At 53.5% G+C, this 12,841-nt stretch carries 13 protein-coding genes; 10 read left to right on the forward strand and 3 right to left on the reverse strand.

Annotated elements, in window-relative coordinates; translation table 11 throughout:
- The first annotated feature begins 36 nt into the window (after positions 1-36).
- The 8 genes from lptM (at position 37) to corA (ending at position 6,979) form a co-directional block, all read left to right on the forward strand.
- Entirely contained in the window at positions 37-243 is a 207-nt protein-coding gene (gene lptM, locus AAIE02_RS14980; protein ID WP_498532829.1) for an LPS translocon maturation chaperone LptM, read from the forward strand.
- A gap of 38 nt (positions 244-281) precedes the next feature.
- The gene (dapF, locus tag AAIE02_RS14985) at positions 282-1,106 is read left to right on the forward strand and encodes a diaminopimelate epimerase (protein ID WP_061277805.1); all 825 of its coding nucleotides are present in this window, start codon (positions 282-284) and stop codon (positions 1,104-1,106) included.
- Entirely contained in the window at positions 1,103-1,807 is a 705-nt protein-coding gene (locus AAIE02_RS14990) for a DUF484 domain-containing protein (protein ID WP_008455517.1), read from the forward strand. The genes dapF and AAIE02_RS14990 overlap by 4 nt, the downstream gene beginning before the upstream one ends.
- Positions 1,804-2,709: a tyrosine recombinase XerC gene (gene xerC / locus AAIE02_RS14995; protein WP_498532830.1), complete on the forward strand. Its 906-nt coding sequence runs from the start codon at positions 1,804-1,806 to the stop codon at positions 2,707-2,709. Before AAIE02_RS14990 ends, xerC begins: the two co-directional genes overlap by 4 nt.
- The gene (gene yigB, locus AAIE02_RS15000) at positions 2,709-3,425 is read left to right on the forward strand and encodes a 5-amino-6-(5-phospho-D-ribitylamino)uracil phosphatase YigB (protein ID WP_498532831.1); all 717 of its coding nucleotides are present in this window, start codon (positions 2,709-2,711) and stop codon (positions 3,423-3,425) included. The genes xerC and yigB overlap by 1 nt, the downstream gene beginning before the upstream one ends.
- Positions 3,426-3,494: 69 nt before the next feature.
- Complete coding sequence (gene uvrD, locus AAIE02_RS15005) at positions 3,495-5,657, forward strand: DNA helicase II (RefSeq protein ID WP_008455510.1); 2,163 nt, start codon at positions 3,495-3,497, stop codon at positions 5,655-5,657.
- A gap of 149 nt (positions 5,658-5,806) precedes the next feature.
- Entirely contained in the window at positions 5,807-5,863 is a 57-nt protein-coding gene (gene ysgD, locus AAIE02_RS15010) for a YsgD/CorL family protein (RefSeq protein WP_353591484.1), read from the forward strand.
- A gap of 165 nt (positions 5,864-6,028) precedes the next feature.
- Positions 6,029-6,979, forward strand: coding sequence for a magnesium/cobalt transporter CorA (corA, locus tag AAIE02_RS15015; RefSeq protein ID WP_039289228.1), 951 nt, complete (start codon positions 6,029-6,031; stop codon positions 6,977-6,979).
- 65 nt (positions 6,980-7,044) lie between these two features.
- Here corA and AAIE02_RS15020 read toward each other — a convergent pair whose 3' ends face one another.
- The 3 genes from AAIE02_RS15020 to yigI form a co-directional block, all read right to left on the reverse strand.
- A complete protein-coding gene (locus AAIE02_RS15020) occupies positions 7,045-8,328 on the reverse strand; it encodes a hypothetical protein (RefSeq protein WP_498532832.1) in 1,284 nt (427 codons plus the stop codon).
- Between the two features lie 142 nt (positions 8,329-8,470).
- Positions 8,471-9,364, reverse strand: coding sequence for an EamA family transporter RarD (gene rarD, locus AAIE02_RS15025; protein WP_008455504.1), 894 nt, complete (start codon positions 9,362-9,364; stop codon positions 8,471-8,473).
- A 52-nt stretch (positions 9,365-9,416) separates the two neighbouring features.
- A complete protein-coding gene (gene yigI / locus AAIE02_RS15030; protein ID WP_498532833.1) occupies positions 9,417-9,887 on the reverse strand; it encodes an acyl-CoA thioesterase YigI in 471 nt (156 codons plus the stop codon).
- Positions 9,888-10,054: 167 nt separating this feature from the next.
- On the opposite strand from yigI, the gene pldA reads away from it, so the two are divergent.
- Both pldA and recQ read left to right on the forward strand, forming a co-directional pair.
- A complete protein-coding gene (gene pldA, locus AAIE02_RS15035) occupies positions 10,055-10,921 on the forward strand; it encodes a phospholipase A (RefSeq protein WP_034807964.1) in 867 nt (288 codons plus the stop codon).
- A 63-nt stretch (positions 10,922-10,984) separates the two neighbouring features.
- The gene (gene recQ, locus AAIE02_RS15040; RefSeq protein ID WP_498532834.1) at positions 10,985-12,814 is read left to right on the forward strand and encodes an ATP-dependent DNA helicase RecQ; all 1,830 of its coding nucleotides are present in this window, start codon (positions 10,985-10,987) and stop codon (positions 12,812-12,814) included.
- Positions 12,815-12,841 lie beyond the last annotated feature (27 nt).

Genomic DNA, 12,841 nt, shown 5'->3' on the forward strand with positions numbered 1-12,841 from the left:
TAGACGGCAGAATAGTGAATCACAGGCTACCCGATAATGAAGAAGATTTTCTGCCCTCTAGCTTTGGCACTGACGCTCGTCAGCCTCACCGGCTGCGGCCTGAAGGGGCCTCTTTATTTCCCTCCGGCTGATAAAAAAGCGACGCCGACAACGCACAGCGCAACCCAAGAACAACCTGTCCAGACGGCACCCGTCCGCAACAGTCGCGGCATTGATGATGCGCCGACTCAGGTTGTTTACTAGCTAAATCGTGCTTTGTAACCGCGCTAATGGAGCAGAAGATGCAGTTCTCTAAAATGCATGGCCTTGGTAATGACTTTATGGTCGTCGACGCGGTGACGCAGAATGTTTATTTCTCTCCGGAGCTGATCCGTCGGCTTGCGGATCGTCATCTTGGCGTCGGCTTCGATCAGTTGCTGATCGTTGAGCCTCCCTACGATCCCGATCTCGACTTTCATTACCGGATCTTTAACGCCGATGGCAGTGAAGTTTCCCAGTGTGGTAACGGCGCGCGCTGTTTTGCCCGCTTTGTGCGCCTGAAAGGGCTGACCAATAAGCGTGAAATTCGCGTCAGTACCGCCAATGGCAGAATGGTACTGAGCGTGACGGAGGATGAGATGGTTCGCGTCAATATGGGCGAGCCTAACTTCGAACCGTCCCAGGTGCCGTTCCGGGCAAACAAAGCAGAAAAGACCTATATTATGCGTGCCGCCGAACAAACCATTATGTGCGGCGTCGTTTCAATGGGGAACCCGCATTGCGTTATTCAGGTCGATGACATCGAAACCGCCGCGGTTGAAAGCCTGGGCCCAGTGATGGAAAGCCATGAACGCTTCCCTGAGCGAGCCAACATCGGCTTCATGCAGGTGGTGAGCCGCGAACACATTCGCCTGCGCGTTTACGAACGCGGTGCGGGCGAAACTCAAGCCTGCGGCAGCGGCGCCTGTGGCGCAGTGGCGGTTGGAATTCAACAAGGATTACTGGCGGAGCAGGTACGCGTTGAGCTACCTGGCGGCCGTCTTGATATCGCCTGGAAAGGGCCAGGGTCACCGCTTTACATGACCGGCCCGGCGGCCCACGTCTATGATGGATTTATACATCTATGAAGAATGCCGAGGAACAGCAAGAAGCCCTTCTTGAGCTTAACGATGTCGCGGTTGCCGAATACTTACAGCGCAACCCTGATTTCTTTATTCGCAATGCCCACCAGGTGGAGAGCATGCAGGTTCCTCACCCGGTGCGCGGCAGCGTTTCGCTGGTGGAGTGGCATATGGCCCGCAGCCGTAACCACATCAACCACCTCGAAGAGAACATGACGCTGCTGATGGAGCAGGCGAGCGCCAACGAAGGTCTGTTCTATCGGCTACTGAAGCTTCAGGGGCGACTGGCTTCGGCTTCCAGCCTGCAGGAAATGCTGAACCGGCTGCATCGCTGGGCGCGGGACATGGGTCTTGCCGGGGCGAACATCCGGCTTTTTGCTGACCGCTGGCGTATCGGCGCTCCGTCAGACTTCACGCATCTCGCGCTGAACCGCCAGGCTTTTGAGCCGCTGCGTATTCAGCGTCTTGGCGAAAGCCAGCACTACCTCGGCCCGCTTAATGGCCCGGAACTTTTGTTGGTCTTGCCGCAGGCAAAAGCCATTGGTTCCGTTGCCCTGTCGCTGATGGGCAACGAGGGCGATCTTGGCGTTCTGTTGTTCAGCAGCCGCGACCCGCAACATTATCAACAGGGGCAGGGCACGCAGCTGCTGCACGAGCTGGCGCTGATGCTGCCAGACTTGCTGGAGCGTTGGATTGAACGGGCATGACCACTTCCGTATTAACATCTCACGTTGATGGTTTTCTGCGATACCTCAAGGTTGAGCGTCAGCTCAGCCCGCTCACTCTCCTGAACTACCAGCGCCAGCTCACGGCGATTATTCACATTGCCGAAGAGATGAAGCTCACCAGTTGGCAGCAATGCGATGCCGCCGCCGTGCGTTCACTGGCCGTGCGTAGCCGCAAGGCAGGCCTACAGGCCTCCAGCCTCGCGTTAAGACTTTCGGCACTACGCAGCTTTTTTGACTGGATGGTTAGCCAGGGAGAGCTGAAAGCGAATCCCGCCAAAGGCATCACCACGCCAAAAGCCGGTCGACATTTGCCTAAAAACATCGAAGTTGATGATGTGAACCATCTGCTGGATATCGATCTGAACGATCCGCTGGCCGTGCGCGATCGGGCAATGCTGGAAGTGATGTACGGCGCTGGCCTGCGTCTTTCCGAACTGGTGAACATGAACTGTGGTCATATAGATCTTTCTACCGGAGAGGTCTGGGTGATGGGGAAAGGGAGCAAAGAGCGCCGCGTACCCGTTGGCCGGAGCGCAGTGATCTGGGTTGAACACTGGCTGGATTTGCGCGAACTTTTTGGCCCGGACGACGATGCGTTATTTCTGGCGAAGACGGGAAAGCGAATATCCGCCCGCAATGTGCAAAAGCGGTTTGGCGAATGGGGTATCAAGCAGGGGCTAAGCAGCCATGTGCATCCCCATAAGCTGCGTCACTCGTTTGCTACCCACATGCTGGAATCCAGCGGCGATTTGCGCGCCGTTCAGGAACTGCTTGGGCACGCTAACCTGTCCACTACGCAAATCTATACCCATCTCGACTTTCAACATTTAGCCTCGGTGTATGATGCCGCGCATCCACGCGCCAAACGGGGGAAATCGTAATGCATTTTTACCGCCCGCTCGGGCAAATTGCTGCTCTGACATTCGATCTCGACGATACGCTTTATGATAACCATCCGGTGATCCTGCGCACCACTCAGGAGTCGCTGGCCTTTGTGCAGAATTATCACCCAAAGCTCAGCGCGTTTACTGCCCTGGATTTTCACCGCAGCCGTGAAGCGCTTCGCGTGAAAGAGCCGGACATTTATCATGATGTCACCGAATGGCGTCGCCGTGCCGTCGAGCAAATGATGCTGGATGCCGGACTTAGTGCGGAAGAGGCCTTTACCGGTGCCGGTGCCGCCATGGAGAACTTCGCAAAATGGCGCAGCCGCATCGACATCCCACAGGAAACGCACGACACGCTGGCAAAGCTTGCTAAAAAATGGCCGCTGGTGGCGATCACCAACGGTAACGCAGAGCCGCACCTCTTCGGGCTGGATAACTACTTCGAATTCATCCTGCGGGCCGGGCCGGACGGGCGGGCTAAACCTTTCAGCGATATGTATCATACCGCTGCGCAGCGTTTAGGTGTGCCGCTGGAGCATATCCTGCATGTCGGCGATGACCTGACCACCGATGTGGCCGGTGCCGTGCGCTGCGGAATGCAGGCCTGCTGGATTAACCTGCGCGAAGGCGACCTGATGCGGATAGATGACAGCCGTTTGTTGCCGCATCTGGAGATTTCGCGGTTGGCATCCCTCACCGCGCTGATATAATCAGCAGCAACTCTGTACAAATTTCCAGTAGTTGGCTGAGCCAACTCTTTCTCTTTTTCGGCGGTGCCAATGGACGTTTCTTACCTGCTCGACAGCCTCAACGACAAACAGCGCGAAGCGGTTGCCGCCACGCGCAGCAATATGCTGGTGCTGGCCGGGGCGGGCAGTGGTAAGACACGTGTGCTTGTGCACCGCATTGCGTGGTTGATGACGGTCGAAAACTGCTCGCCTTACTCGATCATGGCGGTGACCTTTACCAACAAAGCGGCGGCGGAAATGCGCCACCGCATCGGTCAACTGATGGGCACCAGCCAGGGCGGGATGTGGGTGGGTACCTTCCACGGCCTGGCACACCGTCTGCTGCGCGCGCACCATATGGACGCCAATCTGCCGCAGGACTTTCAAATCCTCGACAGCGAAGATCAACTGCGCCTGCTGAAGCGCCTGATTAAAGCGATGAACCTGGACGAGAAGCAGTGGCCGCCGCGCCAGGCGATGTGGTACATCAACGGCAAAAAAGACGAGGGCTTGCGTCCGCATCACGTTGAAAGCTACGGTAACCCAGTGGAGCAAACCTGGCAGAAGGTATACCAGGCCTATCAGGAAGCCTGCGACCGCGCCGGGCTGGTGGATTTTGCTGAGCTGTTGCTGCGCGCCCACGAACTGTGGCTGAACAAACCACATATCCTGAATCACTATCGCGAGCGTTTCACCAACATCCTGGTGGACGAATTCCAGGACACCAACAGCATTCAGTATGCGTGGATCCGCCTGCTGGCCGGGGACACCGGCAAAGTGATGATCGTCGGCGATGATGACCAGTCGATCTACGGCTGGCGCGGGGCGCAGGTTGAAAATATCCAGCGCTTCCTGAATGACTTCCCGGGGGCACAAACGATTCGTCTGGAGCAAAACTACCGCTCGACGAACAACATTCTGAACGCGGCCAACGCCCTGATTGCCAATAACTCTGGCCGCCTTGGTAAAGAGCTGTGGACCGACGGCAGCGACGGCGAACCTATCTCAATCTATTGCGCTTTCAACGAACTGGACGAAGCCCGTTTCGTGGTTAACCGCATTAAAACCTGGCAGGAAAACGGCGGTGCGCTGGAGCAATGTGCCATTCTGTACCGCAGTAACGCCCAGTCGCGCGTGCTGGAAGAGGCGCTGCTGCAGGGCAGTATGCCGTATCGTATTTACGGCGGGATGCGCTTCTTCGAACGTCAGGAAATCAAAGACGCGCTCTCCTATCTACGCCTGATGGCCAACCGCAACGACGATGCTGCCTTTGAACGCGTGGTGAATACGCCAACCCGCGGTATCGGTGACCGCACGCTCGACGTCGTGCGTCAGACCGCGCGTGACCAGCAGCTAACGCTGTGGCAATCTTGCCGCCTGCTGCTGCAGGAAAAAGCACTGGCTGGTCGTGCGGCCTCCGCGCTGCAGCGCTTTATGGAGCTGATTGACGCGCTCGCCCATGAAACTGCGGATATGCCGTTGCACGTCCAGACCGACCGGGTAATTAAAGATTCAGGCCTGTTCATCATGTATGAGCAGGAGAAAGGCGAGAAAGGCCAGACCCGAATTGAGAACTTAGAAGAGCTGGTGACGGCCACGCGCCAGTTCAGCTACAACGACGAAGACGAAGATCTGATGCCGCTGCAGGCGTTTCTCTCCCATGCCGCGCTGGAAGCGGGGGAAGGCCAGGCAGATACCTGGCAGGATGCCGTGCAACTCATGACGCTGCACTCGGCCAAAGGTCTGGAGTTCCCACAGGTATTTATCGTGGGGATGGAGGAAGGCATGTTCCCGAGCCAGATGTCCCTCGACGAGGGTGGGCGCCTGGAAGAAGAGCGCCGTCTGGCCTACGTGGGCGTAACCCGCGCAATGCAAAAGCTGACGCTGACCTATGCGGAAACGCGCCGCCTGTATGGGAAAGAAGCCTACCATCGTCCGTCTCGCTTTATCGGCGAGCTGCCCGAAAACTGCGTGGAAGAAGTTCGCCTGCGCGCAAGTATCAGCCGTCCGGTCAGCCATCAGCGGATGGGGACTCCTCTCGCCCAGAACGATTCTGGCTTTAGCCTGGGGCAGCGCGTGCGTCATCCTAAGTTCGGCGAAGGGACCATTGTGAACCTGGAAGGCAGCGGGGAGCACAGCCGCCTGCAGGTGGCATTCCAGGGGCAGGGAATCAAGTGGTTAGTTGCCGCTTATGCGCGCCTGGAAACCGTGTAACCTACAGAAACTAATTACAATTTTTAGTGCGTGGGCTACCCTTAATATGTCACTGGCATGAACTTGTTCAGCCGTGTCCCGTTGCGTGTTGACGCCATATTAGTGGTGGCGTAACATGCGCGCACGAATACGCTAAGAGGACACTCGCCTTGGACACACCCAGTAGATGCTGGCTCAATAACCTGTCATCCAGGTACAACTTCTAAGGCTATCCTCTGATGCTGATAGCCTTCGTGGTTGTCAGCGACCTCGTGTATTTTCATTCCGTCGCCCCTTGAGTCAGACTGTTTAATGGTCTGAAACCTCTATTGTTTCTGTCTGTGTGCCAACCGAATTGTCCCTGATCTTTTTTTGCATTGGGAGTCCCGGTCATGCTGAGCGCATTTCAACTGGAAAATAATCGCCTTGCCCGCATTGAGCTGGACGAGACGGATACCCTTGCCAATTCGGTATGGGTCGATCTCGTCGAGCCGGAAGAGAGCGAGCGAGAGCGAGTGCAAACGGAACTTGGTCAAAGCCTGGCAACCCGACCAGAGCTGGAAGACATCGAAGCGTCCGCGCGTTTTTTTGAGGACGAAGACGGCCTTCACATCCACTCCTTTTTCTTCTTTGAAGATGCCGATGACCACGCCGGTAACAGCACGGTCGCTTTTACCATTCGTGAAGGCCGCTTGTACACGCTGCGTGAACGTGAGCTACCTGCGTTTCGCCTTTACCGCATGCGCGCCCGCAATCAGTCCATGGCGGACGGCAACGCGTGGGAGCTGCTGCTGGATCTGTTTGAAACCAAAATCGAACAGCTGGCGGATGAAATCGAAAACATTTATAGCGATCTGGAACAGCTTAGCCGTGTGATCATGGAAGGGCATCAGGGCGACGAATACGACGCCGCGCTTTCGACGCTGGCGGAGCTGGAAGATATCGGCTGGAAGGTTCGTCTGTGCCTGATGGATACCCAGCGCGCGCTGAATTTCCTGGTGCGTAAGGCACGTTTGCCGGGCAGCCAGCTGGAGCAGGCTCGCGAAATCCTGCGAGATATCGAATCCCTGCTGCCGCATAACGAATCTCTGTTCCAGAAGGTGAACTTCCTGATGCAGGCGGCGATGGGCTTCATCAATATCGAGCAGAACCGCATCATCAAAATCTTCTCTGTGGTTTCGGTTGTTTTCCTGCCGCCAACGCTGGTGGCGTCCAGCTACGGGATGAACTTCGAGTTTATGCCTGAGCTGAAGTGGAGCTTTGGTTACCCCGGTGCGATCATCTTTATGATGCTCGCGGGCTTAGCGCCCTATCTCTATTTTAAGCGTAAGAACTGGCTTTAAACCGGTTGCGGCTTTCATCCTGAAGGCCGCATCTGTCGATAGCATTTATTATCTTGTCTCTGCGATTATCTTGAGGGGCAGTTGCTTCTCAGCTCTAGTACTGTGCGAATTGACCATTTATTTTCATGACTTATTTCGGGATTGTCACGAATGTGATCCATCAGGTAATTTCTACAGGAGTATTCCTTTTGATCATTAGTAGAGTTGACATAACTCTCCTGATAATCAAATGTGGCCGTGTCGTCCATCCCTCGGGCGAGTAACCAAATGATTAAATTTTCTGAGCCATATCTGAATATATAGCTTAATAGATCTATTTTACTGTTCCTCCAAACGTGATGATCTGAGCTCAACAGCTCGATATTTAGAAAGTTTTTATTTTCCTCAATCTTTTTCATGATTTTTTCATCTGCATGGCTTAAGACACTTGTTGCCAAAAGCAGATTTTCATTTTTAGTAGAATGATATGGGAGGGCGTAATTAATAAAGGTTATATTGCCGTAATCTATTGCGTTTATGATATCTTGCTCATCTATTTTTATGTAGTTAGTTAATTCTGGATGTTTTTTGATAAGGAAGTTAAAGCGCTCTACGAACCATGTATTTTTAGCTGAATAGCGGTTGTTTATTTCGGAAGTGATTTCTTCTACAAGATTATTTTTATCACTTTCATTGAGTTTATGATAATAATCAGCGTAGAGTAGGTTTAATAGTGCTGTGTTTGTATTTTCACGAAGTAATGCGTTTTTGTAAAAGATTATAAACTGAAATGGGACATATTTCGTCTCGGTGCTTCCAGCCATACAGTCCAGCATAAAGGTAAACGATTTTGCAGGATAAGTTTCAACCTCAGCCATTTCGTATAGATAATCAAAAGTGATACTATTATTTGAGCATTCATCATTAAATACTTGCTGAAGTTTTTTTATATTCCCTTGTTCCAACGCAGAAAAAATCATTGCGCGGTGATCTTGCTTTAATTTTTCTGAAAAGCAATAAAAATTATATACACAAAGTGATAATCTGAACAGTATTATGTACGTATAAATGTCAACTTTTTTGGGTAGGTTAATTAACAATGACAAAGAGGCTGGAAGGAAAGTTATCAGACTCATGGTGATAAAAAAAATCGTATGGGAGCTATAGGGCAAAATATTTGGTGAGAAAAAATAATAGAGTATGTTAACTATTATTAAAACATTGGCAGATAATATTATTTTGATGAATGTAATTTGTTCTTTTTTCTTAAGTGCGCCGTAAATAGTGATTGGTGTATAAATAAAAGGAGTTGTATAGATAATTGCTATAACTGCAAGGAATATATAAAAATCACTCGATGATGAAAACATCCATTGTCCTTAAATATTATTAATCCATTGATTTTTTACACTAACATGAATGCTTCTACGTCACTACTCCGTATATTGATTTGTGCCTGCTGCTTCACAGGCACATTACTAAAAAAATTGAGCCTATAACGGTTAGCGTATTTTATACCTTACGCAGACGCCGCTGGGTATAAATCGCATCGGCAATAAACAGCGCCAGCGCCGCCCAGATAAAGCCAAAAGTAATCAGCTTATCTTCAGTTACCACTTCGCCGTAGAACGTCACCGCCAGCAGGAACATCAGCGTCGGCCCCAGATACTGGAAGAAGCCCAGCGTGGAAAGGCGCAAGCGGGTCGCGGCGGCAGTAAAGCAAAGCAGCGGCACCGTGGTGATCACCCCGGCGGCAATAAGCATCAGGTTCAGCGTCCACGGGTTCATCCCCATATGGCTGGTGGCACTGTCGGCGATGCCAAACAGGTAAATGCCCGCGATCGGCAGCAGCCACAGCGTTTCAAACAGCATCCCGGTTTGTGCATCTACGGCAATCTTTTTGCGGATAAGGCCATAGAAAGCGAAGCTGAAGGCCAGACCCAGGCCGATGATCGGCAGCGAACCGAAAGTCCAGAGCTGAACCAGCACGCCACAGAAGGCCAGCAAGACAGCGACCCACTGCATCCGCCGGAAGCGTTCACCCAAAAAGAGCATCCCCAGCAGCACGTTCACCAGTGGATTAATAAAGTAACCCAGGCTGGCTTCCAGCATGTGCTGATTATTCACTGCCCAGATATAAAGCAGCCAGTTACCGCCAATCAACACGGCGCTTAACGCCAGCGCGAGGATCTTTTTACGGTTCTGGCAGGAGCGTTTCACCTGCGGCCACTGGCGGCAGACAGTGATCAGCGCCAGCATAAAGAAGAATGACCAGATAACGCGGTGGGTCAAAATTTCTGTCGCCGGTACGTAGTGAATCAGTTTGAAATATACCGGCGCGATGCCCCAGATAAAGTAGGCCGTCAGGGCAAGCAAGATCCCCTGACGTGTCTGTTTCGGATCCATGAAGAAAACTCAGCAAAAAAATAGTGAGCAAATAATAACAGGGTTTACATCCTTACCCTACCATGTAGGTAGCCGTTGCGCTGGCAATGTGCAGTTGGTCCTGGTTATGCAGCTCTACTCGCGCTACCGCAACTTTGTTACCGGCGCGCAACAGGCTGCTGCTGGCCGTGAAGCGCTCTCCGCGGCCCGGACGCAGATAATCCACGCGCAAATCGATGGTGCCCATTTTGGACAGACGTTGACGAAGCTCGTCTTCGGTGATGGTGTCGTGGCGAGTCAGCGTACTGCCTACGCAGACCAGGCCAGCCGCCACGTCCAGCGCGGAGGCAATAACGCCGCCGTGCAAGATGCTTTGTGCCCAGTTGCCCACCATCATCGGCTGATTATTAAAGCTCAGCTGGGCGAACGCTTTTTCATAGCGCTCCAGCTCCAGGCCAAGCGCGCGGTTAAACGGCATGTGATACACGAAGATTTCGCCCACCAGCTTGAGGGCGGCTTCTGTGGTCAATGCGGGGGAAGACATCGTTCATTCCTCGAACAAATAACGAATAAGTTAACAAAGTGTGTAGTTTATGCTTCTCAATTGTTGCTTTCCACTTTCAGAACCGTAGAGACGTGCTTTGGTCCATCCTGCGGTAAAATGTTTGGCAATAAATATTTAGACACTTTTTGTTATGGAGAACGGGACTAATGCTGAAACCTTTGGGGTGGGGAGTAGCCGCGATGCTGCCCTTGACCGCCTTCGCACAAGAAACCACCATCGATAAGATTCACGACAAGCCCGCGGTGCGAGGCAGCATCATTGCCAATCTGCTGCAGGAACACGACAACCCTTTCACGTTGTACCCGTACGACACGAATTACCTGCTGTACACCTGGACCAGCGATATGAACAAAGAGGCAATCAGCTCTTATGACTGGGCCAGCAATGCGCGCAAAGATGAGGTGAAGTTCCAGCTCAGCCTGGCCTTCCCGCTTTGGCGCGGAATTCTGGGGGATAACTCCGTGCTGGCCGCCTCCTATACCCAGAAATCCTGGTGGCAGCTTTCCAATCGCAATGAATCCTCCCCGTTTCGTGAAACCAACTATGAGCCTCAGCTATTCCTCGGTTTCGCAACGGAAGCAACGTTTGCGGGCTGGACATTGCGGGACGTCGAGTTTGGCTATAACCACGATTCAAACGGTCGTTCTGACCCAACCTCGCGCGGCTGGAACCGCCTGTACACCCGCCTGATGGCACAACACGGCGACTGGCAGGTGGAAGTCAAACCCTGGTACGTAGTGGGGAGCGTAGAGGACAACCCGGACATCACCAAATATATGGGCTACTACCAGCTTAAGGTGGGCTATGCGCTGGGCGATGCGATTTTCAGCGTGAAGGGGCAATACAACTGGAATAGTGGCTACGGTGGGGCAGAATTTGGCGTGAGTTACCCGATCTCGAAAAACGTTCGCTTCTATACCCAGGTCTATAGCGGCTACGGTGAATCGCTCATCGATTACAACTTTAACCAGACACGGGTTGGCGTAGGCGTTATGCTAAACGATCTTTTCTAAAGCATTGCAGTTTCTCTTCCAGGCGCTGAAAATGGCGCCTGAATTTTAGGTAGTGGGGATAGCGTGGCACAGGCGGAAGTAATCAATCAGGCGTCGCTGGCGAGACAGGTTCTGCAGGATATCTTTGGGTACCAACAGTTCCGTCCGGGTCAGGAAACCATCATCGACACGGTGCTGGAGGGGCGTGACTGCCTGGTAGTGATGCCAACCGGCGGTGGTAAATCCCTGTGCTATCAGATTCCTGCCCTGGTATTTGGCGGTCTGACCGTGGTGGTTTCCCCGCTGATTTCCCTGATGAAAGACCAGGTCGATCAGCTGCTGGCGAACGGCGTGGCGGCGGCCTGTCTTAACTCGACCCAAACCCGTGAACAGCAGCTGGAGGTGATGACCGGCTGCCGTACCGGGCAAATTCGTCTGCTGTATATCGCGCCTGAACGCCTGATGATGGACAATTTTATTGACCATCTCAGCAACTGGCAGCTTTCGATGGTGGCGGTGGACGAAGCCCACTGTATTTCGCAGTGGGGGCACGACTTCCGCCCGGAATATGCCGCCCTTGGTCAGCTTCGCGAAAGATTGCCTGCCGTCCCCTTTGTTGCATTAACGGCCACGGCGGACGACACCACCAGGCTCGATATCGTGCGCCTGTTGGGACTCCACGATCCGTTTATCCAAATCAGCAGCTTCGACCGGCCGAACATTCGCTACATGCTGATGGAGAAGTTTAAGCCGCTCGATCAGCTCACCCGCTATATTCAGGAACAGCGCGGTAAGTCCGGGATTATTTACTGCAACAGCCGGGCGAAAGTGGAAGACATTGCCGCCCGACTGCAAAGCAAAGGCATCAGCGCCGGCGCTTATCACGCGGGCCTGGAGCATCAGGTGCGCGGTGACGTGCAGGAGAAATTCCAGCGTGACGATCTGCAAATCGTGGTCGCGACCGTCGCTTTTGGCATGGGCATCAACAAGCCGAACGTGCGTTTTGTCGCCCACTTCGATATCCCCCGCAACATTGAATCTTACTATCAGGAAACGGGCCGCGCCGGGCGCGATGGCCTGCCTGCGGAAGCGATGCTGTTTTACGATCCGGCGGATATGGCCTGGCTGCGTAAATGCCTTGAAGAAAAAGCACCGGGACAGCTGCAGGATATCGAGCGCCATAAGCTCAACGCCATGGGTGCGTTTGCCGAAGCGCAAACCTGCCGCCGTCTCGTGCTGCTGAACTACTTCGGCGAAGGCCGCCAGCAGTCCTGCGGCAACTGTGATATCTGCCTCGACCCGCCTCGTCGCTATGACGGTCTGATGGACGCGCAAAAAGCGCTGTCCTGCATTTACCGCGTCGGCCAGCGCTTTGGGATGGGCTACGTGGTTGAGGTTCTACGGGGGGCCAACAACCAGCGAATTCGCGATCTCGGCCACGACAAACTGAAAATTTACGGCGAGGGCCGCGAGCACACGACGGAGCACTGGGTCAGCGTGATCCGCCAGCTCATTCACCTCGGCGTGGTGACGCAAAATATCGCCGCGCACTCAGCGCTGCAGCTCACGGAAGCGGCACGTCCTTACCTGCGTGGTGAAGAGCCGCTGATGCTGGCGGTGCCCCGTGTTGTCGCCATCAAGCCGCGCGCCAGTCAGAAAGTCTTTGGCGGTAATTACGATCGCAAGCTGTTCGCCAAACTAAGAAAACTGCGCAAATCCATCGCGGATGAAGAAAACATCCCGCCTTATGTGGTATTCAACGATGCGACGCTGATTGAAATGGCGGAACAGATGCCGCTGTCGCCCGGCGAGATGCTGGGCATTAACGGGGTGGGGACGCGCAAACTTGAGCGCTTTGGCCGCCCGTTTATGACGCTTATCCGCGACCACGTTGACGGCGTGGATGAAGAGTAGCCTGCCGCGAAGAAAAGTGGCAGGATA

The sequence above is a fragment of the Cedecea sp. Ae19-4 genome, assembly GCF_059801165.1.

Bases quoted from the DNA above. Each gene is read 5' to 3' on its own strand.
- yigB (WP_498532831.1), top strand. From the start codon at position 2,709: ATGCATTTTTACCGCCCGCTCGGGCAAATTGCTGCTCTGACATTCGAT.
- uvrD (WP_008455510.1), top strand. From the start codon at position 3,495: ATGGACGTTTCTTACCTGCTCGACAGCCTCAACGACAAACAGCGCGAA.
- dapF (WP_061277805.1), top strand. From the start codon at position 282: ATGCAGTTCTCTAAAATGCATGGCCTTGGTAATGACTTTATGGTCGTC.
- xerC (WP_498532830.1), top strand. From the start codon at position 1,804: ATGACCACTTCCGTATTAACATCTCACGTTGATGGTTTTCTGCGATAC.
- pldA (WP_034807964.1), top strand. From the start codon at position 10,055: ATGCTGAAACCTTTGGGGTGGGGAGTAGCCGCGATGCTGCCCTTGACC.
- AAIE02_RS15020 (WP_498532832.1), bottom strand. From the start codon at position 8,328: ATGTTTTCATCATCGAGTGATTTTTATATATTCCTTGCAGTTATAGCA.
- corA (WP_039289228.1), top strand. From the start codon at position 6,029: ATGCTGAGCGCATTTCAACTGGAAAATAATCGCCTTGCCCGCATTGAG.
- lptM (WP_498532829.1), top strand. From the start codon at position 37: ATGAAGAAGATTTTCTGCCCTCTAGCTTTGGCACTGACGCTCGTCAGC.
- rarD (WP_008455504.1), bottom strand. From the start codon at position 9,364: ATGGATCCGAAACAGACACGTCAGGGGATCTTGCTTGCCCTGACGGCC.
- AAIE02_RS14990 (WP_008455517.1), top strand. From the start codon at position 1,103: ATGAAGAATGCCGAGGAACAGCAAGAAGCCCTTCTTGAGCTTAACGAT.
- yigI (WP_498532833.1), bottom strand. From the start codon at position 9,887: ATGTCTTCCCCCGCATTGACCACAGAAGCCGCCCTCAAGCTGGTGGGC.